The sequence below is a fragment of the Pseudomonas sp. P105 genome (assembly GCF_032614175.1).
Lineage (GTDB): Bacteria > Pseudomonadota > Gammaproteobacteria > Pseudomonadales > Pseudomonadaceae > Aquipseudomonas > Aquipseudomonas rhizophila.
Map to the genome: position 1 here is coordinate 2,515,633 of NZ_CP126693.1, position 26,837 is coordinate 2,542,469.

General features: G+C 62.8%; 13 protein-coding genes. 12 read left to right on the forward strand and 1 reads right to left on the reverse strand.

Annotation, left to right across the window (positions count from 1 at the left end):
- Positions 1-178 precede the first annotated feature (178 nt).
- The 11 genes from QOM08_RS11445 (at position 179) to QOM08_RS11495 (ending at position 23,454) form a co-directional block, all read left to right on the forward strand.
- Positions 179-12,805, forward strand: a complete 12,627-nt coding sequence (locus QOM08_RS11445; RefSeq protein WP_316912972.1) for a filamentous hemagglutinin family protein — start codon at positions 179-181, stop codon at positions 12,803-12,805.
- Between the two features lie 367 nt (positions 12,806-13,172).
- Positions 13,173-13,775: a transposase gene (locus QOM08_RS11450; RefSeq protein WP_047228943.1), complete on the forward strand. Its 603-nt coding sequence runs from the start codon at positions 13,173-13,175 to the stop codon at positions 13,773-13,775.
- A gap of 74 nt (positions 13,776-13,849) precedes the next feature.
- Positions 13,850-15,406 carry a ShlB/FhaC/HecB family hemolysin secretion/activation protein gene (locus tag QOM08_RS11455; RefSeq protein WP_409936847.1) on the forward strand — a complete coding sequence of 519 codons (1,557 nt, stop codon included), beginning with the start codon at positions 13,850-13,852 and terminating at the stop codon, positions 15,404-15,406.
- 17 nt (positions 15,407-15,423) lie between these two features.
- Positions 15,424-17,259, forward strand: a complete 1,836-nt coding sequence (locus tag QOM08_RS11460) for a DUF2341 domain-containing protein (RefSeq protein WP_316912973.1) — start codon at positions 15,424-15,426, stop codon at positions 17,257-17,259.
- Between the two features lie 11 nt (positions 17,260-17,270).
- Complete coding sequence (locus QOM08_RS11465) at positions 17,271-17,696, forward strand: ExbD/TolR family protein (protein WP_092455456.1); 426 nt, start codon at positions 17,271-17,273, stop codon at positions 17,694-17,696.
- Positions 17,697-17,698: 2 nt separating this feature from the next.
- A complete protein-coding gene (locus QOM08_RS11470; RefSeq protein ID WP_316912974.1) occupies positions 17,699-18,403 on the forward strand; it encodes an energy transducer TonB in 705 nt (234 codons plus the stop codon).
- Between the two features lie 39 nt (positions 18,404-18,442).
- Positions 18,443-20,134, forward strand: coding sequence for a putative porin (locus tag QOM08_RS11475; RefSeq protein ID WP_316912975.1), 1,692 nt, complete (start codon positions 18,443-18,445; stop codon positions 20,132-20,134).
- 15 nt (positions 20,135-20,149) lie between these two features.
- Entirely contained in the window at positions 20,150-20,797 is a 648-nt protein-coding gene (locus QOM08_RS11480) for a DNA repair protein (RefSeq protein ID WP_316912976.1), read from the forward strand.
- 21 nt (positions 20,798-20,818) lie between these two features.
- On the forward strand, positions 20,819-21,298 hold the full coding sequence (locus QOM08_RS11485) for a YbjN domain-containing protein (RefSeq protein WP_107321679.1): 480 nt from the start codon (positions 20,819-20,821) through the stop codon (positions 21,296-21,298).
- A complete protein-coding gene (locus QOM08_RS11490; RefSeq protein WP_316912977.1) occupies positions 21,295-22,239 on the forward strand; it encodes a peptidylprolyl isomerase in 945 nt (314 codons plus the stop codon). The genes QOM08_RS11485 and QOM08_RS11490 overlap by 4 nt, the downstream gene beginning before the upstream one ends.
- Before the next feature lie 216 nt (positions 22,240-22,455).
- Positions 22,456-23,454: a LysR family transcriptional regulator gene (locus QOM08_RS11495; RefSeq protein ID WP_139050482.1), complete on the forward strand. Its 999-nt coding sequence runs from the start codon at positions 22,456-22,458 to the stop codon at positions 23,452-23,454.
- On the opposite strand, the gene QOM08_RS11500 is transcribed toward QOM08_RS11495, so the two are convergent.
- A complete protein-coding gene (locus QOM08_RS11500) occupies positions 23,449-26,022 on the reverse strand; it encodes an EAL domain-containing protein (RefSeq protein ID WP_139050481.1) in 2,574 nt (857 codons plus the stop codon). The genes QOM08_RS11495 and QOM08_RS11500 overlap by 6 nt on opposite strands.
- 402 nt (positions 26,023-26,424) lie before the next feature.
- On the opposite strand from QOM08_RS11500, the gene QOM08_RS11505 reads away from it, so the two are divergent.
- Positions 26,425-26,811: an EF-hand domain-containing protein gene (locus tag QOM08_RS11505; protein WP_047228954.1), complete on the forward strand. Its 387-nt coding sequence runs from the start codon at positions 26,425-26,427 to the stop codon at positions 26,809-26,811.
- Positions 26,812-26,837 lie beyond the last annotated feature (26 nt).

Below are 26,837 nucleotides of genomic sequence, written 5' to 3' on the forward strand. Positions count from 1 at the left end.
GGCGAAAGCCGTTGCTGATTTTTTGCTTTGATGCCGCGACGAACACAGCCACATGAAATTTTCATGACAACCGTTCGGTCCCGTCCCCCTGTAACCGCCTAACCCCTATAACCAACGCTGGCAGCTTGATACCACCGCGTTGCGACCCTTAAGAAGCGAACCCGAAAGGATGAGTAGGATGCTGCGCAGCAAACCCCAGACGAACCTGTATGCTCCACGTCGCGATGGCGAGTTGTCGATGTTGCGGCTCAAACCGCTGGCCCAGGCCATTGCCCTGCTGATGGTGGCCGGCAATGCCCACGCGGCGACGGCATTCAGTTCGGCCTGGTTTGCCGCCAAGGGCGCGTCTCAGGCCGGTGGCGCGGGGCGGCCCGCGACGGCGCAGCCAGGCATGCCGCCACCCTTAGCGCAACAGCAACGGGCCAATGCGCAGTTGCAGCGTTCGTTGACCAACCTCAACAATACTGTGGCCGCCATCGCGGCCCAGCAGGCGGCCCAGGCCGCGGGGCGGCAAGCCGCGTTCGGGCAGGTGCAGACCGTGCCCGACGGTTTGGGCGAGGGCGGGCTCAAGGTCGATAACAGCCTGACCCAGGGCTGGCTCAACGCCAAGGGACCGCAGCAGACCCAGGCCGGTGGCAGGACCACGGTGAAGATCGAGCAGACCGCCGACAAGGCGATTCTCAACTGGGAAACCTTCAACGTCGGCCGCAACACCACGGTGGATTTCCAGCAGCAGTCGGACTGGGCCGTGCTCAACCGGGTCAACGATCCCCAGGCGCGACCGAGCCAGATCCAGGGCCAGATCAAGGGCAATGGCACGGTTATGCTGGTCAACCGCAACGGCATCATTTTCAGCGGCAGCAGCCAGGTCAACGTGCGCAACCTGGCGGCGGTGGCGGCCAACATCAGCGATGAGCAATTCGACAAGCGCGGCTTGTACGTCGATGCCACTGGCACCCAGCCGACCTTCACTGACGCCGCCGGCAAGATCGAAGTGCAGCGCGGTGCGCGGATCGAGACCCACCGCGCCGCCACCTCCACCGCCGGGGGCGGCTATGCCTTGCTGCTGGGTAGCGAAGTGGAGAACGCCGGTTCCATCATCACCGCCAAGGGCCAGACCACCCTGGCAGCGGGCGACAGTTTTTATATTCGCCGGGGTCAGGGCACCAGCGGCAACCCGCGTTCCACCACCCGTGGCAACGAGGTCGCGACGTCCCTCAAGCCGGGCAGCAGCGCCGGCACGGTGATCAACAGCGGCCTGATCCAGGCCAGCACCGGCGACATCACCCTTACCGGGCACAATGTGCAGCAGAACGGCGTGGCCGTGGCCAGCAGTTCGGTGGACACCCGCGGCACCGTGCACCTGCTCAACGCCTTCAGCGACAGCACCGGCAGCGTCACCCTGGGGCAGGGCAGTGCCACGGCGGTGCTGCTTGACGCCGCGGGCGGCAGCGCCCTGGACAGCCAGCGCGATGCCGGACCCGCCGGCCTGGACGGTACGCCGAACAACCTGATCACCGGTCGGTTCAACAACCTCAGCAGTGTGGTCGACCGCACCGACCAGTCGCGGGTCGAGATCGTCAGTGGCGGCAGCGTCGACTTCCAGAACGGCTCCATCACCCTGGCCACCGGCGGTCAGGTCGCGGTCAGCGCCGCCGGTCGCAGTCTGGTGCGCGATGGTGCGGTGATCGACGTGTCCGGCGCCATCGGCGTCAAGGTGGCAATGGAATCCAATTCCATCAAGGTCAACGTGCAGGGCAACGAACAGCGTGACGCACCGGTCAACCGCGGGGGCGGCAAGCTGACCAACAACGATGTCTGGGTGGACGTGCGTGATTTGATCTACGTGCCGGCGGGCACCAACGGTTATGCCACTGATCGCTGGTACACGGCGGGTGGGCTGTTGGAAGTCGGCGGTTATTTGGGGACCCGAGGCCACAGCGCCGGTGAATGGGCTGCTCAAGGTGGCACCCTGACGTTCACCGGCAACGACGTGGTGACTCAGCAGACGGCGCAACTGAACCTGTCTGGCGGCACCCTGGATGTGCAGAGCGGCTACTTGCGCCAGTCCTGGCTCAAGGGCCCCAATGGGCGTTTGTATGACTTGTCCAAGGCGCCGGGGGACATCCTCTACACCGGGATTTACAAGGGCTACGAAGACCACAGCCAGCGTTGGGGCCAGACTGATTACTACTACAACCCGTTGATCGCCCCGCGCGAGCGCTTCGAAGCCGGCTACACCGTTGGCCGCGATGCCGGCAAGCTGGTGGTGTCGACCCGCAACGCGGTGCTGGAAGGCCAGATCGTTGGTGAGGTCTACCAGGGCGAACGCCAGACCCAGGCCCCCAATCTCAATCTCGACGGCTACCAGCAATCGCAAAACGCCGTGGCCCGACGGGCGCAATTGTGGGTGGGCAGCTACACGCCGATCTATGACAAGACCAGCGGTGTGATCAACAGCGCCTTGAACCCCACGCTTGATCAGGTCACCGTCGGCAAGGTGACCGAGAAAATTGCTGCGGGGCTGGACCTGACCTCGGTGGTTGGCACTGATCGGCAAGGCAAGCTGGTGCTGGATAACGAACTGATCAATGGGTTCCAGCTCGGTGCGGTCAAGGTGGCGGCGCTTGACGGCATCAAGGTCGATGGTGCGCTCAAGATGGCCGACGGCGGCGACATCACGCTTTATGCGCCGAAGGTGGAAGTGAACGCCAACCTGACGGCCCGCAGCGGTCGCATTGCCTTGGGTAACGTGCTTAAACAGATCAGAACCGATAATTTCCAGATGGGCGATGTCGTGCTTTCGCCTGCCACCGGTCAGCGTGCCGAGGTCACATTGGGCGAGGGCGTGACGTTGAACGCCGCTGGCCGCTGGAGCAATCTGTTGCTTGACGGCAACGACCGTCAGAACCTGCCGTTTATCAACGGCGGTGCCGTGGTCGTGCGCAGCGACAATATCGATGTACGCCAGGGCAGCCTGATCGACGTCAGCTCCGGCGCCGCGGTCATGGCCGATGGCAAGACCCGCGGCGCTAAGGGCGGGGACCTGACCCTGACGGCGGCTATCAATACGTCGTCAAGCAGCGGTGACTTGAACCTGGACGGTGAACTGCGCGGCACCGGGGTGAGCGGTGGCGGGACCCTGAAGCTGGCGGCCAATAAAGTGCTGATCGGCAACAGCAGCGCGCCCCTCGAGCCCGGCACCCTGCAACTGGGCGGCGATTTCTTCGACAAGGGCTTCTCGGCCTATGACATCACCGGCAACGAAGGCCTGACGGTGGCCGACGGGACCCGGGTCGATGTGACGATGCCGGTGTACCGTTTCGGCGAGCAGGCGTTGAGTACGGGCAGTGGCGCAGAGCCGGCGGACGCTTTGCAGCGCTGGACGCCGCAGCTGTACCAGGAAGATGCGATCAAAGGCGTCCTCACCCAGCGTCGCGGCGCGAGCCTGAGCCTCACTGCCGGTACCGCGAACTCCAGCGCCGCCGACATGGCGAGCACGGTGTTGAACCTGGGCAAGGGTAGCGTGATCAGCGTCGATCCGGGGCAGGGCATCGATGTGCGCAGCATTGGTCAACTGACTGCCAACGGCACCCTTAATGCGTGGGGTGGGCGGGTCAGTCTCACCGAGTTGAGCGTCACGGGTGCGGACGGCGAAGGGGTCAATGCCCAGGGCCACGGTCGTTCCATTTGGCTCGGCGAACAGGCGCTGATCGACGTCTCCAGTCGCGCCGTGACTGCCCAGGATATGCGCGGCCAGACCTACGGCCTGGTGCGCGACGGCGGCCAGATTGTCATCGGCGGCCAGATCGATGCCGCGAAAGGTTCTGCTTCCGCATCCGAACTGTTTGTGGTGGTGCGTGACGGCGCACGTCTGCAAGCGGATGGCAGCCAGGCGGTGCTGGATATCCCCGGCCAGGGACGCACGTCGGTGGCGAGTAATGGAGGCAGTATTTCCCTGGCATCGGCCAATGGTTTGTACCTGGACGGCGACTTCAGCGCTCGTTCGGGTGGCGCAGGGGCGGCAGGCGGCAGTTTGTCAGTAGCCCTGGAAACGCCCTATTACCGCAACGATGCGGTCAGTGATCGGGTCTTGCAAGTGCGTGAGCTGGTGCTGGGGCAAAACGCCCAGGCGACCCTACTGGGCGACTCAGCCGAAACCTCGGCGGATTCACTGGTCTACGGTCACGGTCGCTTAGGCGTGGATCAGGTGCAGTCGGGCGGCTTCCACAGCCTTGCCTTGTTGAGCAATGGCCTGTTGAGCGCCGATGGCGACGTGTCACTGTCTCTCGGCCAAAGCCTGAGTCTGTATGCCCGCAGCTTTGGGCCGAGTGCAAATGCGCCAGCCAATACCCGGGTCCAACTCAATGCCTCCCATGTGCTGCTGTCCGGGCCTGCGGCCGCGCGACCGAATATGGACGGGTATACTCGGCCCGCAGTCGAGGGCGGCGGTGTGTCGCTGTTGGCAAACAAGACAGTGTTTTCCGTTAACGCAGACCTGCTGGATGTACAGGGTAGTGTGATATTTAGCGGCAAAGGCACGCTGAGGCAGGCCGACGGTACTACCGTCGAGCTGGAGCGCGCCGGTTTCGACCGGGTCCAGCTAAGCAGTCGGGGTGATTTACGATTCCTGGCCGGGTTCTCTGGCGGCGGTATGCCTGAAGGCTTCACTACCCAATTGCTGACCCCTTCGGACATGATCTTGCAAGCGGCGCAGTTGTATCCCGCGACCGGGGTCGGCGCACGGATATTGGCAGGATATGGCTGGGGCACTGAACCCGGTAGCGGCATGATTCTCTATGATCCGGCGCGTAGCCTGGTCATCGGACGCACCACACAGGTAGCACCTCAAGTGCCTTATTCGGTGTTCGGTCGCTTGCAACTGGGTAGCGCCAAGATCGAACAAGGTGGTGTTGTCCGTGCACCTTTGGGGTTGCTTGAAATCGGTACAAACAACAGCTTGGCGGGTGTATCGGCTCGAGTAGACTTGTTGCCGGGCAGCCTGACCTCGGTCAGCGGCCTGGGGTTGGTGCTGCCTTATGGTGGCACTGTCGATGGGCAGAGCTATCAGTACGCTGGAAAGAAGGTTGTGTTGCTAGGGCAAGGAGCGGTGCCCTCCAACAACGGCGACCTCAACATCGGCGTGATTCTCGGCGGCAAGTCTGTGGAGGGCCAGGAAGGCTCGGTGCTCGATCTTTCGGGTGGTGGTGAATTGCTCGGCGCCGGTTTTATCTCTGGCCGAGGCGGTTCCACCGATGCTCGCTTCAACCCGCTGGTACAAATCGGTGCGAACGGCGGTTTCACCTTGCCGGGATTGTCCAGCAACCCGGTCTACGCCATCGTGCCGGGCAATCAGAGCCAATACGCGCCGGTCGCCGCCGAAGGTGGCGCGGTCGATCCGAGGGTAGGTCAGCAGATCACCATCGGTGCCGGTGTGCCCGGGCTGGTTGCCGGCACCTACACCCTGATGCCATCCACCTACGCCTTGTTGCCGGGGGCGTTCCGAGTCGAGGTCAATGGCTTGGCGGGGCAAGGTGTCACAACGGGCGCGCAACAGATGCGCAACGGTTCCTGGACCACTGCCGGCGTGCTGTCGGTGGCCAATACCGGGCAGCGCAACAGTTTGTCCAGCCAAGTCATCCTGACCTCGGGCGATGTGCTGCGTCGCTACTCGCAATACAACGAAACCAGCTACGCCCAGTTCGCCGTGGCCGACGCCGCGCGTTTGGGCGTTCCCAGGGCTTTGTTGCCGGTAGATGCCAAGACGTTGAAGTTGAACCTGGCCAAGGGCGCCGCAGATCAGGCCTTCTCTTTCAAGGGGATCGGCAAGTTCGCGCCTCAGACCGGGGGGTTCGGCGGCACCGTCGCGGTGGTTGCCAGCAATGGCACTGCGCTCGAAGTGGTCGCCGAAGGACGGGGGGCTACGGCTGGCTTCGAAGGTGTGACCCTCAATGCCGAAAGCCTCAATGCTCTAAATGCCTCACGCCAAGTGATCGGCGGCCAGTTTTCAGTGCTCTATGGCCAGGGCGGTAACTACATCACGCCGCAACGCGTGTCCCGCAGTGTCGCGCTGCGTGAAGGTGCGACCCTGTCGGCGCCTGAGGTATTCCTCCTGGCCGACGGCGGCGAGCTCTTGGTGGAACAAGGCGCCGCCATCAACACCATTGGACGGGGCAAGGCCGCTTATGATGCCCGTGATGGTTTTATCTATAACCTCAATGTGACGTTCCAAAACTACAGCTTGCTGGCCGCCTCCAATGGCTTGCTCAATGTATTGGCCCCTGTGTCAGGCACCAGCGGCACGGTCAACATTGGCGGATGTAGCCTGACGCCGTGCAGCGGCGTGACCCGGATCCACTCCGAAGGCAGCATCGTTGCTGCCTCCGGCAGCAGCCTGGAGTTGGGCGACCAGGTGCGTTACGGCACCCGTCACCTGACCCTGGCCCTGAGTAACATCAACGTCGGTACCGCCCAGGCCCTGAGCAACGCGGCGACGCGCCAGGTCCTGCCAGCCGGTCTGACCCTGAGCCAGACCGTGCTCGATCGCCTGTTGCGCGGGGACACCGAATACGGTGCTCCGGCCCTGGAAACCCTCGAACTGTCGGCCAGTCAGGCGCTGAATTTCTACGGCACCGTCAGCCTGGACACCTATGACCCGACAACAGGCAAGTCGCGCCTGAATAACCTGATGCTCAGCACCCCGGCCATTTATGGCGCCGGCAGCGTCAACGACGTGGCGACCATCCGCACCGCCAACCTGATCTGGAACGGCGCCGTTGGCGCGCCGGGTTCGGTGATTGCCGGTGGGGCCGGCACCGGTGCCGGTCGCCTGGACATCCAGGCTCAGCGCATCGAATTCGGCTATGGCGATTTCGCCCAACCGAGCTCGATCACTACCCTGGACCGTCTTGCACTGGGCTTCGCCAACGTCAACCTTAGCGCCAGCGAACGCCTGACCGCCAACCACAAAGGCAGCCTGGCGGTGTATCAACGCCAGGGCGCCTATGACGCGAAAACGGGCTACGCCTACAGCGGCGGCAACCTGAATATCCTCACCCCGTTGCTGACCGGTGAAGCCGGCTCGGTCAACCGCATCACCGCAGGCGGCGCGGTCAACGTAGCGGGTACAAGCGCTAAGCCGGGCACTGTCTCCGGGCTTGGGGGCGAGTTGTCCATCAAAGGCGCGAGCCTAAACCTTGCCAGCGCGGTGATGCTGCCCAGCGGCAAGCTGACCCTGAGCGCAACGGATGACCTGACCCTGGCCGATGGGGCACTGATCGACGTGGCGGGCCGCACCGTCACCTTCAACGATGTGACACGCTACAGCGCCGGAGGCGAGGTGATCCTGCAAAGCCGCAACGGCAACATCCGCCAGGCTGATGGTTCAAGCATCGACCTCTCGGCCCGCAACAACCAGGCCGGTCGGCTCAGTGCGGTGGCTCTGGACGAGGCGGCCGGGATCGTTGATTTGCAGGGGCGGATTCTCGGCAGCAGCACAGGCGAATATGACGCCGGTGGCACCGCCATGCCGTACCTGGCCGGCGGCGTGGAGATTCAGGCCCAGCGCCTGGGCGGCAGCGGCAACCTCAGTGAACAGTTCGCGGCGTTGAACCAACGGTTGAACGACGGGCAGGTATTCGGCTCTCGCAGCTTCCAGCTCAAGCAAGGCGACCTGGTGATCGGCAATGAACTCAAAGCCTCGTCCATTAGCGTTTCCTTGGACAATGGCAGCCTGTTGGTCAACGGTAAGGTGGACGCTAGTGGTGAGCGGGTCGGCAGCATCCGGCTCGCGGCCGGGCGTTCCCTGACCCTGGGCAGTAATGCGGTGCTTGACGCTCACGGTAACCGTCTTCGCGTGGACAGTTACGGCAAGATCATCGACTCACCGAACCGCGCCATCGTCGACCTGACTTCCCGCGCCGGTGTGCTGACGCTGGCCGACGGTGCTCGCATCGATTTGCGCCATGGCACTGCGGCGCCTGCCGGGCAGCACGACGGTCGTGTCCGTGGCACGTTGGAACTCAATGCACGCCGTGCCGGCTCGGATCCGACCCAGGGCGACATTGCCATTGATGCACGCGGTGGTCTGGATATCCAGGGCGCCCGGTCCATCGCGGTCAACGGTATGTGGCAGTACAACGATGCAACCTTTGGCAGCGATCCGGCGGCCAGCGGTCGTCCTTATCAGGTGATCGACCAGGCGTACCTGGATGGCAAAGATAGGGACAGCACTGCCTTCATCAAGGCGGCGCTGAACAACAGCGACCTGATGCAACGCAAGCTCGCCGGGCTCAATAACGCTCGTTATGCCGATGCCTTTCACCTGCGGCCCGGTGTGGAGATCGTCAGCGCCACCGCCGACGGTGATCTGGTGGTGCAGGGCGACTTGGACTTGTCCGGTTATCGCTACGCCAGTGTGAACCCGCACACGCAGAAAACCGACGTGTACGGTTCCGGCGAGGCCGGTGCGCTGACCCTGCGCGCCGGTGGCGACCTGAGCATCTACGGCAGCATCAACGACGGATTTGCTCCACCGCCCCCTACCCAAGACGACAAAGGCTGGGTGCTGCTGCCTGGCATCGACTTCACCGGTGGCGACATCGTTGTGCCCGGTGCCGGCGTGACCCTGGCCGACGGCACGGCGTTCCCGGCGGGAACCACCTTGAACTACGACTTGCCGATCAAGGGCGTGACCCTGGCGGCGGGTACTCGACTGCCAGTGGCCGCAGTCCTTGACCAACCGTTGCAACTGCCGGCCGGCATGGTGTTGGCAGCTGCGGTGCACGATGCGTCCGGCAACCTGTTGTTTGCCGCAGGTACCTTGCTGAGCCAGGCCCAGACCCTGCAGGCTGGCTCGCAGTTGGGTGCCGGCAGCGTGTTGAGCGGCGCCACCGCACTGCGTGGCTTCACCTGGCCCAAGGGCGTTGCGCTGCCGAACGTGGCAAACGCGGGCAATGCGCAGACCAATATCCTCAAGCTCGAAGGCAGCCTGGTCTTGAACCGCGGTTCGCTGCTTCCGTCCGGCACCGACGTGAAGTTACCGGATGGCGTCGAATCGGTGCAGTTGCGTCCAGAGATTGCGGGCAGCGATGGCCGCATGTGGGCCATCGCCCCCATGCTCGCCGAGGGTTCTCAATCCTGGTCGTTGAGATTGGTGGCCGGGGCCGACACGACGGCTGCGGACAGCCGGATCGTCCAGCCTGAACCGGTCCATGGCGACTTGCGTCTCGCCGACAGCCACTACGGCATGTTCGGTGTGCTCGTACCCGGAAAGGGCAGCCTCCTATGGACCGAGGCGGGCGTAGAGGACATGTTGAACAACGGGATCACGGTCGAACTGGGCCAGCCTGTCGACGAAACCATCTTTCGCGATATTTTCGGTTACGAATCGGCCGAAGCTTTTTGTGCTGATTTTGGTGGCAATTGCACGCTCCAGGCTTCTTACAAATGGACCAAGTCAGCAGAGGAACAGCTGGCAAATTCAGGCTTCGAGGTCAAGGCCGGTGAGCTGATCAGCCAGGCCGCGGCGCAATTTTTCAAATTCGATTCAGTCCAGTCGTTTTGCGACGCAGTACCGGAAATTTGTACACCCGCTGACGGGGAATACAATCCGGTTGCCGGCAGTGTCCGTCCAAGTGTCCTCCGTACCGGCACCGGCGACCTGGAACTGCTGAGCGGTGGCAGCCTGCGCATGGATTCGTTGTTCGGGATCTATACCGCCGGCACCTCGTCGGCGCCGACGTTCCCAGGCGATCCCTACAACCAGCCCAAGGCCTTGGGCGGCAACGACACGGTGCTCAACGACGAGGATGGCAACAATGAAAGGCTGGTCGATGGCGGCACTGAAAGTCTCTATCGCGCCTGGTATCCGGACGCGGGCGGTAACCTGTTGCTTAAGGTCGGCGGTGACCTCAGTGGTAATCTGACCGCGCCTGTCAACTCTAACGGGCGACCGAACCCTACCGACATGGGCCAGGATTCGGCCAATGTGGGCAATTGGCTTTGGCGCCAGGGCAATGGTGATTCAGCGAACAGCCAGCCGACCGCTTGGTGGATCAACTTCGGTAGCTATACCGCGTCGACGGTGTCGGGTGGCGCTGATCAAATGGCCGCTTTCACCGGATTCGGGACCTTGGGCGGCGGTGATCTGGATGTACAGGTGAAGGGTGACGCGGGCGTGTTGAACCGACTCGCCGGTAGCGACTTCAATTCAAACATCAACGCTCGTAGCCAGGGGCTGCTGCTGGCTGTGGGCAGCACCGGGCGCGTAGGCGCCGATGGCAGCCTGCAACTGACCGGTGGCGGTGATCTCAATCTGCGAGTGGGTGGCGCTTTGAATCCCGAGAGCCTGTTCGTGAACGGACATCTCAACGGCGCGGTCATCAACCTGCGGGGGCACGCGCAGATCGATAGCGGCGCCATCGGTCGAATCGACCTTCAATATGGCAATGCTGTCTCAGCACAGTCCCCTGGAGAAACGCGGGCCTACGATTCCTTTAAGTCCACACGAGGATCTGCAACGGGTGGGCTGACCCTCATGCCGGGCGACGCTACCTTTGATTTGACAACTTTGGGCGACCTTGTCGTGATGGACGTCGCCGACCCGGGCCGGGCGCCGATGATGAGTGTGTCGCCCTTCAAAAATGGTGCGACTAACGGATCGGGTGTGAGCTGGTTCACGCTGTGGACGGCCAATACCGCGATCGACTTGTGGTCGTCGGGAGGTAACCTGACACCTTTCACCTTCAGTACCGCAACGGATTTGGCGGTGGTCTACCCATCGATCCTGAGAGCTGTGGCGGCCAGTGGCAGCCTTTACTATGGGGAGTCCTCGGCATTGTATGGAACAGCCTACAACGGCAACAATCGCCCAGCCCTGCTGCTCGCTCCCGGCATCAACAGTGAGTTGCAATTCATGGCCGGCGACTCCATCTACGGCGGCGACATGTCGGTCAGTCGCTCCGGTGCTGCCTCCGTGGCCCTGGCCACACCGTTACGGCCAGCCTTTGTCGGTATCGTCGATGGTTTCGTCATAAAGGCCAGCAACCTTTCAGCCGACGGCAATTTCGCACGTCCTGATGCGAACATATTGCCGCTGCTTGCCTTCGACACCAGCAGCGCCTCCAGTGAGTGGGCTCTCAATGTCGATCCTGCTCGCTTCTATGCGCTTGAAGGTGACTTGCTGGCAGTCACCACTGGACGGTCGATGACATCAGCCTCTACAGGCAGATGGCCGGGGCGAATCGCATACGAAGGCGCCGGGCCTGTACGGATGATGGCTGGGCGAGACATTGTCAGCAGCGGCATACCGCTGGGCGGGTCTCTGAATGAGAACCCCTACGCGGGTAACTACACCAGCAACGGCAACCTCTTCATCCACAACAACCCCACCGACATCTCCATCGTCTCGGCCGGGCGCGACATCCTCTACAGTGCCTTCAACGTCGCCGGCCCCGGCCTGCTGGAGATCACCGCCGGGCGCAATCTGCTGATGGACGACAAGGTCAGCATCAACAGTATCGGCGCCGTGGTGCCGGGGGATTCGCGCCCTGGCGCGAGCCTGGTGCTGCAAGCCGGCGCGGGCCTCAACGGCGCGGATTACCAGCGCTTCGTCAAGGCGTACCTGGACCCGGCCAACCAGGCTTTGGCCGGTGTGCCCCTGGCGAACCAGGACGGTAAAGTCGCCAAGACCTACGAGGCGGAACTGGTGGATTGGCTCAAGGAACGCTTCGGCTTCAGCGGCGACACCGAGCAGGCCCGCAACTACTTCGCGGCGCTGCCGGCCGAGCAGCAGCGGGTGTTTGCCCGCGATGTGTACTTCGCCGAGCTCAAGGCCGGTGGCCGTGAGTACAACGAAGCCGGTGGCGTTCGCGAGGGCAGTTACTTGCGGGGCCGGGAGGCTATTGCATTGTTGTTCCCAGACAAGGACGTGGCGGGCAATGCGATCACCTACAAGGGCGATATCACGATGTTCGGCGGGGCGGGTGTGCACACCGATTTCGGCGGTGGCATCCAGATGCTCACGCCGGGCGGCGGGCAGACGTTCGGCATCGAAGGCAACGCACCGCCGTCCACCGCCGGGGTCATCACCCAGGGCGAGGGCGATATCCAGTTGTATGCGCAGAACAGCATCCTGCTGGGGCAGAGCCGGATCATGACCACTTTCGGCGGTTCGATTCTCGGCTGGTCGGCCCAGGGCGATATCAACGCCGGTCGCGGTTCGAAGACCACCGTGGTCTACACGCCGCCCAAGCGCTTGTATGACACCTGGGGTAACGTGACGTTGTCGCCGTCGGTGCCAAGCACCGGCGCCGGTATCGCCACGCTCAACCCGATTGCCGAAGTGGCGCCGGGCGACATCGACCTGATCGCGCCCTTGGGCACCATCGATGCGGGCGAGGCGGGGATCCGGGTGTCGGGCAACGTCAACATCGCGGCATTGACCGTGGTGAACGCGGCCAACATCCAGACCCAGGGCAAATCCTCCGGTGTGCCACTGGCGGCCACGGTTAACACCGGGGCCATCACCTCGGCCAGTTCGGCGGCGTCCTCGGCGACACAAGCGGCGGAAGACGTGGCGCGCCAGCAGCAGAACGCGGCGCGACAAAACCAGGCGTCGGTGTTCACCGTGCAGGTGGTGAGCTTCGGCTCCGAGCAACTGGCCCCGTCCCGCGACGGTGCCAGCCGCGACACGCCACGGGCCTACGACCCGGCCAGCCCGGTGCAAGTGCTGGGAGCCGGCCCCCTGGATGAACAGACCCGGCAGCGCTTGACCGAGGAAGAGCGGGGGCGGTTGAGCTTGTAGCGATCGGCTGGCACCGAGTCGCCGGCATCGCGAGCAGGCTCGCTCCCACAGGGTTGCTGGACACCCAGTACCCGTGGCGAGGGAGCTTGCTCCCGCTGGGCTGCGCAGCAGCCCCAAGCCAATCACCGCGGTGTGTCAGATACTCCCCAGCAGCCTTTTTGGGGCCGCTGCGCAGCCCAGCGGGAGCAAGCTCCCTCGCCACGGGAGCCGCGCTCAAGTTCCCATCGACGTCCATCCAAATGAAGCTTTCATGACAAAAGTTCGGTAGCACATCGCCATTCCCGTCAAGCCTGTGTGACGTGTTCGAGGGGACCTGCAAGGTCGTTTGGAACCGGGGCAGGCAGCCGGGAGTGAGGCGATGGGAACTATGGAACGTTATTCGAAAGTGGGCATGCAGGAGCTTGACCAGCGGTTGTCGAAGATCGTCGAGGCGGCGCGCAAGCAGCCGGTCTCGGTGTATCGCTACGGCGCACCGTGGGTCTGGATCGTTTCCCAGGATGACTGGCAGGGCGCACTCAAGGAAGTGTCCAGCTACATCCCGCAAGGCCATTCACTGGTGTTGCTGCGTCCGCAAATCGACGACCTGCTGGACGACCACCGCGACGTGCTGCAAGGCCTCACCGCAAGCGCTGAGATGCTGATCGCACCGCAGACCGTCATGCACATCCTTTTACTGCAACTGCTCTATTCGGTGCCCAGCGAGCAGCAACTCTACGAACAACTCAATTACAACCTGCTGTTCCGTTGGTTCGTCGGCCTGGACCTGAACCAGAAGGTCTGGCGCTTCGACGTTTTGAGCAAAGACCTCGCCACGCTGTTGGGCGATGCGCGGGCGGTGAGGCTCATCCAGAAAATAATCGGTGAAGTGTTCTGCGGTGCCTTGCTGCAAATGCCGGAGTTCTCCTTGAATTTCGCGCTGCTGCACACCTGGCTGGCGCGGCACGCCACGACATCGACTGCAAGCAATTGAGCGGTACTTTGAATTCAGGGGGTGGTGTGGAGCATTTCTTCAAATCGCGGCCAGCGCTGTGGGGCTGGTTGGTGTTGACGGTCGGGGGGCCGTCGGCGTTCGCCGCGCAAGCGCAGCAGGCAGTCGAATCGGCCCCGGCTCGCCTGGTGGACGTGAACGAGTATTTCGTGCGTGGCAACACCGTGCTCGATGCCCGGGCCATCGAGGAGGCGGTGTACCCGTTCCTCGGCCCACAAAAGGCCTTGAGCGATATCGAAGGTGCCCGGGAGGCGCTGCAGAAGGCCTATCAGGCGCGCGGTTATCAATCGGTGTTCGTCGAGTTGCCGGAGCAGAAAGTCGAAGACGGCATCGTCTACCTGCAGGTCAGCGAGACCAAGGTCGGCCGAGTCCGCGTGGTGGGTGCCAAGCATTATTCGCCCGTGGAGATCCGCGAGGACGTGCCCGCGCTCAAGGAAGGCGAGGTGCCCGATTTCGCCCAGGTCCAGACCGAGTTGGCGCAGTTGAACAAGACCCCGGGGCGCCAGGTCATGCCGTTGGTACGCGAGGGCCAGCGGCCCGGCACCATGGATGTGGACTTGCAGGTCGAGGATCAGAACCCGTGGCAAGCCAGCCTGGGGCTCAATAACGATTACAGCGCCGACACCGAGAAGCTGCGCACAGTCGCCAGCCTGGGCTACAACAACCTTTGGCAATTGGGTCACAGCCTCTCGCTGACCTTCTTCACCGCGCCCCAGGACACCGAAAACGCCAAGGTCTGGTCGGGCTCCTATACCGCACCGCTGGACGAGCACTGGAGCGTGCAGTTCTCCGGTTACCAGTCCGACAGCAACGTGGCGACCATCGGCGGCAGCAACGTCTTGGGCAGGGGCCATTCGTACGGTGTCTCGGCGATCTACACCTTGGCGTCCAGCGCCGCCTGGGCCAATACGTTTTCCATTGGCGTGGATTTCAAAGACTTTGAGGAAGAGCTGAATCTGGGCGGCGCCAGCGACAAAGTACCGCTCAAGTACGCGCCGTTCACCTTCGCCTACAACGGCTTTCGCTACACCGAAAACAGCCAGTTGGGCCTTGGCCTGAGCCTGGTGGCGGGCACCCGCAGCCTGTTGGGCTACGGCAGTTCCGACGAAGACTTCGACTACAAGCGCTACCGCGCCAGCCCCAGTTTTGCCGTGCTCAAGGGAGACGGCAATTACACCTTCACCTTCGCCAACGACTGGCAGACCGCGTCCAAAGCCGCGTTCCAGCTGGCGTCCGGGCCGCTGGTTTCCAACGAACAGTTCTCTGCCGGTGGCGCGACATCGGTCCGCGGTTATCTGGCCGCCGAGCGTACCGGGGATGACGGCTACCTGCTGTCCCAGGAGTTGCGTACACCTTCCATTGCCAAGTTCCTCGGCAGTTATGTCCAGGAGTGGCGGTTCTACGCCTTCGCCGAAGGCGCGCAGTTGTACTTGCGCGACGAACTGCCCGATCAGGACGCGGATTACAGCCTGGCCAGTGTCGGCCTCGGCACTCGCGCGAGCCTGAGCAAATGGCTGTCCGGCAGCCTCGATTGGGGCTACCCGCTGCTCGAAGGGCCGAACACCTCGAAACAGGAATCGCGCCTGCATTTCAACCTGCAAGCGACGTTTTGAACCTAGGAGTCATGTCCATGCAACGCTTATTGTTATCCCTGTTTATCTGCCTGGGGCTGGTGCTTCCAGCCACGGCCAATGCTTGGTGGCAGGACGACTGGCACTACCGCAAACAGATTTCCGTGGACACCACGCCCCAAGGCGCGGCGATCAGCCAGGCCCTGGGCCGCACCGCATTGCTGGTACGCCTGCACACCGGCAACTTCACCTTCGACGGTGTCAAGGATGATGGCTCGGACCTGCGTTTTGTCAGTGCCGATGACAAGACCGTGCTCAATCACCAGATCGAAAGCTTCGACCCGTTGATGGGGATGGCCTTGATCTGGGTCGATGTACCGAACGTGGAGGGTGGCCAGCGTCAGGATCTGTGGATGTACTACGGCAACCAGAAGGCACCGGCCACCGGCAGCGGCCAATTGACCTTCGACCCGGATTACACCGCTCTTTACCACTTCGATGGCACCACCGGTGTACCGCCCCGGGATGCCACGGCGTATGGCAACAATGCCCAGGATGCCGCTGGAACCAGCATCGATGGCGTGATCGGTCGTGCCTTGCAATTCAACGGTCAGCCGCTGCTGTTGCCGGCCAGCCCTTCATTGCAGCACAGCGCCGGCGCGGCGTTCACATTCAGCGCCTGGCTGCGCCAGGATCAGGCCAGCGGTGAGCAGGTGATCCTGGCCCGCCGTGAGGCCGCCGCCAGCCTGTTGGTGGGGGTGAACCAGGGTGTGCCATTCCTGGACATTGACGGTCAGCGTGCCGTCTCGACTCAACCGTTGAACCCCGGCCAATGGCAACACCTGGCGTTGACCGCCTCGGGCGACCGGGTCGTGCTGTACGTCAACGGTCGTGAAACCGCGAGCCTGGCGGTGGCGATGCCGGCGTTCAATTCGCCGATGGCCCTGGGGGCCGATCTTTCTACGGGGCTTGCCTCCGACCCTTCAACTGATCTTCCCACCGGGGCTTTCGTGCCGTTCAGCGGGGCCATGGACGAGGTGCGGCTGTCCAAGGTCGCCCGTGCGGCGCCGCTGCTGTTGGCTGATGCCAATGCCCAGGGCGCCGAATCAAAACTGGTGGCCTATGGTGTCGATGAAGAGCAGTCCGGCTTCGGTTTCGGCAGCCTGGGTTTCCTGCTCAACGCTGTGCCGCTGGACGCCTGGGTGATCATCGCGGTGCTGGTGCTGATGATGTTCCAGTCGTGGGTCATCATGATCCGCAAGAACCGTATGGTCAGCCGCCTCAGTGCCGCCAACGAAGCCTTCCGTGAGCAGTTCGCCACGATCGGCACGCGCCTGGAAATGTTCGCCGACGATCAGGACCTCGCCCAGCGCCTGCAACATTCGTCCCTGTGGCGGTTGTACCTGGTGGCGGTCAAGGAGATCCGCACCCGTCGCGAGCAGGGCGCCGATACCTCGTCGGTGTCGGCCGCCACCATCGAAGCGATCCGCTGCTCCATGGACGGTGTGCGCACCCGGGAAAACCAGCAACTGAGCTCGAAACTCTCGACCCTCTCCAACGCCATCGCCGGCGGGCCGTACATCGGCCTGCTCGGCACGGTGCTGGGGATCATGGTGGTGTTCCTCGGCACGGCCATGGCCGGTGACGTGAACATCAATGCCATTGCCCCGGGCATGGCCGCGGCCTTGCTCGCCACTGCCATGGGCCTGTTCGTCGCGATCCCTGCGCTGTTTGGCTACAACCGGCTGATCACTCGCAACAAGGAAGTCAGCGCCGACATGCGGGTGTTCGTCGACGAGTTCATCACGCGCCTGGCGGAGATGCACGGCGAAGGTCAGTCCGGTGAAGCGGCGCATCGCCGTGACCATCACGTTCAATCGCCCGTACCGGCCTGAGGAGCGCAGTCATGGCTAGCGTAAACGCTTCACACGATGACGACGATGACGCCGCGGTGGACAGCATCAACGTCACTCCGTTGGTGGACGTGCTCATGGTGGTGTTGGTGATGTTCATCCTCACCGCTACGGCACAGGTGTCGGGTATTCAGATCAACCTGCCCAAGGCCAGCGCCTCGGTGTCGCTGTCCGAAGCCAAGACCAAGGCCATTTCGGTGAATGACGGCGGGCAGGTGTTCCTTGATGCCTATCCGGTGACCCTGGGCGAGCTGGAGGAGCGTCTGCGTATCGAAAAGGCCCAGAGCCCGGACTTTCCGGTGATCGTGCGCGGCGACGCCACGGTGCAGTACCAGAAAGTCATCGAAGTGCTGGATCTGTTGCGGCGCCTGGAATTGTCACAGGTCGGTCTCGTGACCGGCAAACCGAGCCAGGGCTGACCATGACCGCCAAACTTCCCATCAACCCGCCCCCGGTGAAGAACGCGCCGCTGTGCCTGCTCAAGTGGGCCGCCGCCTTGGTGCTGGGTGGCGTGGCGGCCTGGCTGCTGTGGCAATGGGCCAATGACATGAGTGGCGTGCGCCGTGAAGCGCCGAAGGTGCCAACCATTATTCCGCTGCCACCGCCGCCCCCGCCGCCGCCGGAAAAACCCAAGGAGCCGGAGCCCCAGGTCGAGGAGAAAGTGCTCGAGCCAGAACCGACCCCGGAGCCCGAAGAGATCAAGCCCGAAGAAGAAGCGCCGCCGTCACCGGTGGATGACCTGGAGAACCCCATGCAAATGGACGGTGATGCCCAGGCCGGCAACGACGCGTTCAACATCGGTGCGGGCAAGGGCGGTGGCATGGCCGGGGCTGGAGGTGGACGGCTGGGTAACGGCACCTACAGCCAGTTCCTGGCGTTCACCTTCCAGCGCCTGCTTCGGGAAAACCCCGAACTGCGCAGCCTGGCCTTCTCACTGCAGGCCGACGTCTGGCTGAGCGCCGTGGGCGAGATCACCCGGGTCGAGCTGGTCAAGTCCAGCGGCAACGGGCAAGTGGATGAACAAATCATCACCGCCTTGCGCACCGCTCCCCCTCTGAGTGAACGGCCACCGGCCTCCCTGACTTTGCCCGTGCGCCTGTCCTTGCAGGGACGGCGTCCGGGTTAACCGAATATTTGAAAGTTTGCCAACAGGAGTTGTGTGCAGATGATTTCCAATGTGAATCGATTGTCTTGGGCAATCGGCCTGGTTGTATTGAGCCTGGCCGGGCACGCGGCCGCCGCCCCGGCGCCGTCGGAAAACGCCACGATCAATCTGATCCGCCTGCTGGTACAGCAGGGCGTCTTGAAACAGGACCAGGCCGATGGCTTGATCGCCCAGGCCGAACGGGAAGCCGTGCAGGCCCGCCAGGCGGCCACGGCGGTTGCCGCAGCGCCGACCGGTGCACCGGGGGATGTGCGGGTGCAATACGTGCCAAACATCGTGCGCGAGCAGATTCGCGATCAGGTCAAGGCTGAAGTGATGGCCACCGCCAAGCAGGAAAACTGGGCCCAGCCCAACACCTTTCCGGATTGGGTCTCGCGGATCAGTTTTGATGGCGACATTCGCCTGCGCGATGAGTCGCGCTACTACTCGGGTACCAACAGCAACGAAATCGTCGACTTCGCCCGGCTCAATGACCGAGGACCGTACGACGTCAACCCCAACAGCAGCTCCAGTCTGCCGCCGTTGCTCAACACTCGCGAAGACCGGGAAAACCTGTTCCGCCTGCGCGCACGCCTGGGCATGAAGGCGGTGATCGCTGCGCAATGGACCGCCGGCATTCGCATCGGCACCGGCTCGGACAACAATCCGGTGTCCACCACCCAGACCCTGGGCGGCGGTTTCGGCAAGAAGGACATCTGGCTCGACCAGGGTTACCTGACCTGGAAACCCTCGGACGACTTGACCCTGACCGGCGGGCGAATCGCCAATCCGTTTTACTCCACCGACCTGTTGTATTCCGGTGACCTGAACTTCGACGGCGTGGCGGCGATTTTCAACCGCAAGCTCAATCAGGACTGGGGCCTGTTCGGCACCGTCGGTGCGTTCCCGGTGGAGTACACCAACGACACCAGCACCAGCAACGGTTCCGACAAAGAGGAGAGCGACAACAAGTGGTTGTACGGGGCGCAACTGGGGGCCAATTGGGCGATCAACGACAGCAACCGCGTCAAGGGCGCGCTGGCCTATTACCGCTTCGACGATATCGAAGGCCAGCGCTCCTCGCCGTGCGAGCCGTGGGCCGGTGACCCGGGTTGCGACAGCGATGGCTCGCGCGTGGCGTTCATGCAGAAGGGCAACACGGTGTTCCTGCTGCGGGACATCACGCCCAATCCTCTCAACCCGTCCACCACGCCACAGCCGCAGTATGTCGGCCTGGCCTCGGAGTTCAACCTGCTGGACCTGAATCTGCAGTGGGACACCGATCTGCCGCAAGACCTGAAACTGCGCAGCCAGGCCAACTACGTGCATAACCTGGGCTACGACGAAGGCGAGATGCGCAAGCGCTCCGAAGGGCAGTTCGCCAATAACCTGGACGAAAACGGTGAGGTGGAAAGCGGCGCCAACGCCTGGATGCTCCAGTTCACCTTGGGCAACTCACTGGAACTCAAGCGCCAGGGCGACTGGAACCTGTTCGCCGGCTACAAGTACATCCAGCCGGATGCCTTGCCGGACGGTTTCAACGATTCGTCGTTTCACCTGGGTGGCACCAATGCCAAAGGTTACTTCCTGGGCGGCAACTACGGTCTGGCGAGCAACGTCTTCGCCACCGGTCGCTGGCTGAGTTCCGAAGCGGTGTACGGCGCGCCGTATGACATCGATGTCTTGCAGCTTGAAATCAACACGCGCTTCTAAGCGCAGGGAGGCCTCATGAAAAGGCGAGCCATGAACCATTGTCCGGTAGCGTTGCTGGTGCTGGGCCTGCTGTTAAGCGGCACGGCCCACGGCGAAGGAATGGAAGAACGCTTGCGGGCGCAATTGCGCAGTACCACCGCGCAGTTGCAAACCTTGCAGAGTGAACAGGCCCAGGCCAGCGCCGCCCGGCAGGCGGCACAAGACCAGGCCCGGCAAGCCCAGGAGCAGATCAAGCAATTGACCGCGCAGTTGAGCAAGGCCCAGGCCCTGAACGAGCAATTGGCCGGGCAAGAGCAGAGCCTGCGCAGCCAGGCCCAGGCCCAGGTGGCGGCCAGCAACGACCAGATCGGCAAGTTCAAGAAAGCCTATGACGAGTTGCTGGTCCTGGCCCGTGGCAAGGAAGCCGAACGTGCTCGTCTGGAAGCTCAACTGAGTGAGCGTGACACACAAGTGCAGCAATGTTCGGTCAAGAATCAGCAGATGTACGAAGTCGCCAAGACGCTGCTCCACGCCTACGAAACCATTGACGTCACCGACGTCATGAAAATCCGCCAGCCCTTCGCCGCCAAGACCCGGGTGCGTTTCGAAGAGCTGGCCCAGGGCTTTGGCGATGACCTCTACAAGAACCGTTTCGATGCGCCCCAGGCCTCGATCACCCATTGATAGCGCAAGGAAGAGTCGACCATGACTTCATTGATTGAACACGTCAGCCCAACGTCCCTGACCGAGCTGTTGCAAGCCGCCGGCTACCGGGTCAACGAAACGGAACAGAACGGCATCGTGCAACTGCTTAGCGCCAGCCAGGGCATCGGTTATGCGGTGCGCTTCGGCAACCTGTCGGCCGCGCCTGATCAGTATCTGGACTTCACCTTCAGTTGCGCCTTGCGGGTACAGGGTGAGTTGCCGGCCGGTCTGGCCGAGCTATGGAACGCTTCGCGGCGTTTTGCAAGGTTGTCGGTGCAGGGCGAGTTCCTGGTGATGGAAATGGATGTCGTGGTCGCCGCAGGTGTCAGCGCAGATCACTTGCGCAGCAACCTGGAGTTGTGGGATCGCCTGTTGCAGGAGTTCATCGTTTATCTGCGCGAGTACAGCCAGAACGCGGCACGGATGCAGCCCCAGGTTGAACCCGCCGAGCAGCCGTTGGAGGAGGCCACCGCATCGTGAAAAAACCGACCTTTGTTATCAGCGCCGCCGCGTTGGGCCTGGTCGCCGTGGCTGTTGTGCTTGGCCTGAGGCCGGGCAGCGATCCGGTAGCGGCGGTGCAGACCGTCACAGTTGCCTCGGCCGATTCGCCGAGTCTGGCCCGCTTGGGCAACCAGCAAGTCAGCCCGCAAGAGCTCAAAGTGTTGCTGTCAGCGCTGGCGCCGGAAGTTCGTCAGCAGATGCTCGGTAACCGAGCGGTCCTGGAGGGTTGGATCCGTACGCGGCTGGCGGAAAAAGCCGTGCTGGAACAGGCCGATGCCCAGGGCTGGCGTCAGCGCCCGGAGGTGGAACGCCAGACCCGGGCGGCGGCCGAGCAGATTGTGTTTCGTGATTACTTGCAGTCGGTTAGTCAGGTGCCGGCCGAGTATCCCAGTGAGGAGGAATTGCAGCAGGCTTACGAGGCAGGGAAAGCCAACTGGGCAGTGCCGGCGCTGTACCGGGTCAGCCAGATATTCCTGGCCGCGACCGAGCCGCAAACAGTGGAGGCGGCGCGCCGCAGAGCCGTCGAGTTGAGCCAGAAAGCCCAGGCGTCGCCGGCAGAGTTCGCCGCCCTGGCGACCCGGTTTTCCCAGGATCGCACCAGTGCCGAGCGCGGTGGCGACAGTGGCCTGCAACCGTTGCAGCAACTGGTGCCGCCAGTGCGTGAGGCTGTGGCGCGTTTGAAACTCGGTGCCGTATCGGACCCGGTGCAGAGCGCGGCGGGCTTCCATGTGATCAAACTCACTGAACAACAGCCGCCCCGGGAAGCAACCCTGGAGGAAGTACGCGAGCGCCTGACCCAGGCCTTGCGTGCCCAGCGCCAGGAACAGATTGCCAAGGCTTACCTGGACGGCATGCTTGACACCGCGACCCTGAGCATTGATGGCGCGCAGTTGAGCAAGGTGCTGGAGGAGGCGCGTTAACCAAGCCCGCACCGAGCTTTTGTGGCGAGGGAGCTTGCTCCCGCTGGGCTGCGAAGCGGCCCCAAAAAGCTATATCCAGATTCCCGCTGGAGGACCGCGGCAACCTCATTGGGGCTGCTGCGCAGCCCAGCGGGAGCAAGCTCCCTCGCCACGGGAATTATGCTTGGCTGGAATGTGCATCAACGCTTATCCCGTACAACCGACAGGGAGTCACCTATGTCATTCATCGAGCCCGCAGGACGCCAGGCTGTCACCGAGTATCGCTCACCGTCGCGCATCGCTGAGCCCTGGCTGGTCCAGGCATCCGGCATTTCGCCTCAGGTGGCGCAGTGTTTTCTGGTCAGTGCCCGTTGCGGCTGTTTCATGCAGGCGGCTCGCAGCCTGAACGTCAAAGCGACCTGGCTGCGCAAGCAGTTGGCGCAGCTGGAGGCGACGCTGCAACGCTCGTTGTTCAGTTTCCAGGGCAGCGCCTTGACCCTCAGTCGCGAGGGCCGGCAGCTGCAGGCGCGATTGATTGCACAGGTCCACGAAAGCTCAGTGCCGCACAATGATCAACCACGGGTCCGCCTGGCCGTGGCCGAGTCGATTCTGCACGACATCCTGGGCCGTGACCTGATCTCTTTGCTGCGGCGCAACGCCAGTGTGCGGTTGCAGATTATCACCCTGGACAGTGAGCTGGCGCTGCAAGCCATCAGTGCCGACCTGGTGCTGTGGTTGAGTGATTCGCACGCGTTGGGATCGGGGCCGAGTTTTCCCACGCAATCACCCGAACGACTGGCACGGCTGGACTATGTGCCACACATCGCCAAGCGCTACTCACGCCCGGCTACCCGCCCCGAGTGCCTGGACGACCTGAGCGACTACATGCTTGTGCAATGGCAGCCAGACGGTCAGGTGGACAGCTTCGCGCCGTGGAACGCTCTGATGGAGCAACGCCGCGCGGGCGTGGTGCAGGTGCAATCCTACGCGTTGATGCTGGAAATGATTCGTTGCAGCGCCTGCATCGGTCTGTTGCCTCAGTACATGAGTCGCTTGGACCGTGGCCTGATCGCGTTGCCGAGGGTATTCGAACACCCGATGCAGCGTCAGTTATGGATGGCCGTGGGCAGTCACGCCCTGGACATGCCGCAAGTGCAGATGCTTGTCGAATTGATTCGGCACACGCTGGATGAGCGCAAAGAGTGGTTTCAAGTCATCCAGAACGATGCCCTATAACCACCGGGGTGTTGTAAAGAACGAGGCCATTTCCGAGCGGGCCAGGGCCGAGCCGAAGTAGGGGCCTTGTACGTGGTCGCAGGCCACGCTGCGCAATTGGCTGAATTGCCGGGCGTTTTCGATGCCTTCGGCGGTGACCATGAGACCTACGCTGCGGCTGAGTCGGATCATCGCCAGCACGCCTTCGCGATCATGTTCCAGGCCCAGCTGCGACAGGATGTTGCGATCAAAGCGTATGCCATCGAACGGTTGGTTCAGTACTTCGCGAAGGGAGGCGATGCTGGTGCCGAACTTGTCGATATTGATGCGCACGCCCAGGTCCTTGAGCGCATGAAGGGTACTGGCGACCGCTTTGTGGTCGATCAGCAGAACCCCTTCGGCCACTTCCAGGGTCAGGCGCTGGGGGACCAGGCCACTTGTCTCAAGGGCCGTTCGCACCTGATTGAGCAAGAAGCTGCTGCTGAACCACTTGGGCGAAACCGCGACGGAAACGTTGACAGCGGTGGGCCAGGTCACTGCTTCTTCGCAGACGTTGATCAACATCCAGGTTCCCAGCTCTTCCAGTTGGCCAGACGCTTCGGCGATCGGGATGAAGTCCGCTCCACCCAGTTCACCTTTCTCGGGATGGTGCCAGAAAGTCTGGGCCTCGAAGCCGTGCAGTTGTTCGGCGCACACATCGAAGCGAGGCAAGTAACGCAGCTCCAGTTGTTCGCGTTGCATGGCGTCGCGCAGTTGCTGCTCATAGCGCCGACGGTCGCGGGCCATGTTGCCCATGGCCTCCTCATAGACCCGCCAGGTATTGCGGCCCGCCGCCTTGGCCGCATACAAAGCGATGTCCGCGTGACGCAACAATTCAGTGGCGCGCTCGTCACCGGGTTGCGACCAGGCCACACCGATGCTCACGCCCAGGTACAAGGTGTTGCCGTCCAGGTGCATGGGGCGCTGCATGCAATCGATCAGGCGCTCACAGAGTTGTTCCAGGTCCCGGGGACTGCCGGGATCGGGCATGACGATGACAAACTCATCACCGCCCAGACGGGCCACCAGGTCGGAACTGCGCACGTTCTGCTGAAGGATATGGGCCACTTCCCGCAGCACTTTGTCGCCTACGGCATGCCCCAGGGAATCGTTGACCGGCTTGAACCGGTCCATGTCCAGGTTCAGCACCGCCAGCGGTGCCCCGTCGGCCGGGTCCAGGTGTTCGCTGAGGCAATCGAACAACCGGTTTCGATTGGCCAGCCCGGTCAGCGGGTCGTGCAGCGAGAGGTGCTTGATCTGGGCCAGCGCCCGCAGCTCCTCGGTAATGTCGGTGGCGGTGCCCCGAAAGCCCAAGGTGCCGGCTTCGATGGCGCGGACCGAAAGTTTGCACGTGCGGATACGCTGATTGCGCGCGGTGTACTCGCATAACAACGGGGCCGACGAATCGCTGTTGGCCCCGCCGAGCAGCCATTGGGCAATCGAAATCGAGCCACCGTGGGGATGGAGCAACCGATGCAGGGGCTTGCCCAGCCATTGTGTGGGGTTGAAGCCGGTCACTTGTTCAAAACGTTCCGACAGGTAGGTCAGCGTCCCGGTCGAATCCACTTCCCATAACCAGTCGGAGGACACTTCGGCAATATCCCGAAAACGTTCTTCGCTACGTTCCAGTGCCTTGCGGTGGGCCAACAGGCTGGCGTATTGACGTTCCTGGGCGCGAAGCATGACCAGGGCATGGCGCAGCACCGCCAGCGCGAGGATGGCCAACACCAGCAGCGCCAGGACCAGCAAGGGCAGCAGGGCCTTGCGCAGGTCGTTGCCAGGGGTCTCCGGACGCCACGTCAAAGCCTCGCCGGTCTGGCCGTCAAGGGATATCCGGGCCGTGTCCATCTGCTCCGGCGCATGGGTGATGTGGGCATCCGGCAGGGCAAAGTCTCGCGCCAGGTTTTGCAAAGAGGCGGCATCAAGGACTTTCACGAACAGCAGCAAACTGGGCGGCCCCGGGATTTCGGGCACGCTGTCGTCGGTGCCGACAGTGAGGGCCGAGGCGGCGACGAACGCAGGTGCGCCGTCGTGATGCAGCAGCTCGACGATGACTTCATCGCGGTTCTGCGGGTCGCTGGCTTTCTTCGCCAGCCCTTGCAGGTCACCGGCCAGCCACGTGTCGGCGTCGACCTCACTCATATCGCCATTGATCACCGAATAGACGGTTTTGCCGGTCGGGGAAATGACAAACACCGCCTGGTAGCCGTAGAGCCCGAAAACGCTGCTGCCGACGTTTTCCTGGTCATAGGCCCAGTCTTTGTCCATTTCGACATGCAGATGCCGGTAGGCGTCGCTCCACTTGGAATAGTCACTCAGGTCCCGCCCGATGCCGGCGCGGATACCGTCGATGGCGCGCTGGGCGAAAAACAGGCTCTGTTCACGGGCGCGCCTATCCTGGGCCCCGGTAATGCTGAGCAACAATGCGATAGCCAGTGCTGACATGACGAACAGCAAAAGCATGATGGCCGGGAAGGTGCGACGGGTGAAGCTCTGGCTGGGCAGGCCTGGGGGCGAAACGGTGGAGTCGTTGCCAGCATCTTCAGTCATAAACAAGCCATCAGCTAAACGCGAAATATCCCGCACGTCCCTGTATCGGCTGTCGGCTCAATTAACTTAACCGTTCCGACAGTTGACACGGCGCAGAGGCGCTTGGCTATTGGCCTTCAGGCAAAACGGTCGTCGCAGAGGCCTGGCTCATTCCTTGTCCTGGCGATTCCCCGGCAGCTGTTTGGCGATCTGCACAACGATGCCGCGCTCGTTCGGATCGGCCGGCCGCGCGCGAATGGGCGTGTATCCCAGTGTGTAGCAGGGCGGCCTGGATACATTTGCTTGTTTTCACCTCGGCTGGCGACACAGCCCGGATACACATCGACGGTTAACTACGCCTGCCAGCCGACACCGATCCCCGGTGCTGGTGACTGGCGTATTTGATCTTTCGAGGAACACCCCATGCTCAACTTCTCCAGCAGTTCGTCTCTTGCACTCGGTCTGGCCCTGGTCGGCGGCCTTGGCCTTTCCACCGCAGCCTCGGCCCTGACCATGAACGATCTGGCCCAGGGCTACACCCTGGCGGCGGCCGATACGGTGAAGAAACCCGCTGAGGGCAAGTGCGGCGAAGATAAATTCGCCAAGACCGATACCAACCACGACGGCAAGGTTTCACGCGAGGAGTTCATTGCGGCGGCGCCGGAGCGCGCGGCTGAATACGACAAGATCGACGCCAACCATGATGGCGGCATCTCGTTGCCTGAGGCCGAGAAATACCTGGCGGGCCAGGCCAAGAGCGCCGAAGGCAAATGCGGCGAGGGCAAGTGCGGGGCGGCTATCGAGTCCTGACTTTCACCGGTGGGAAGCCTGACGGG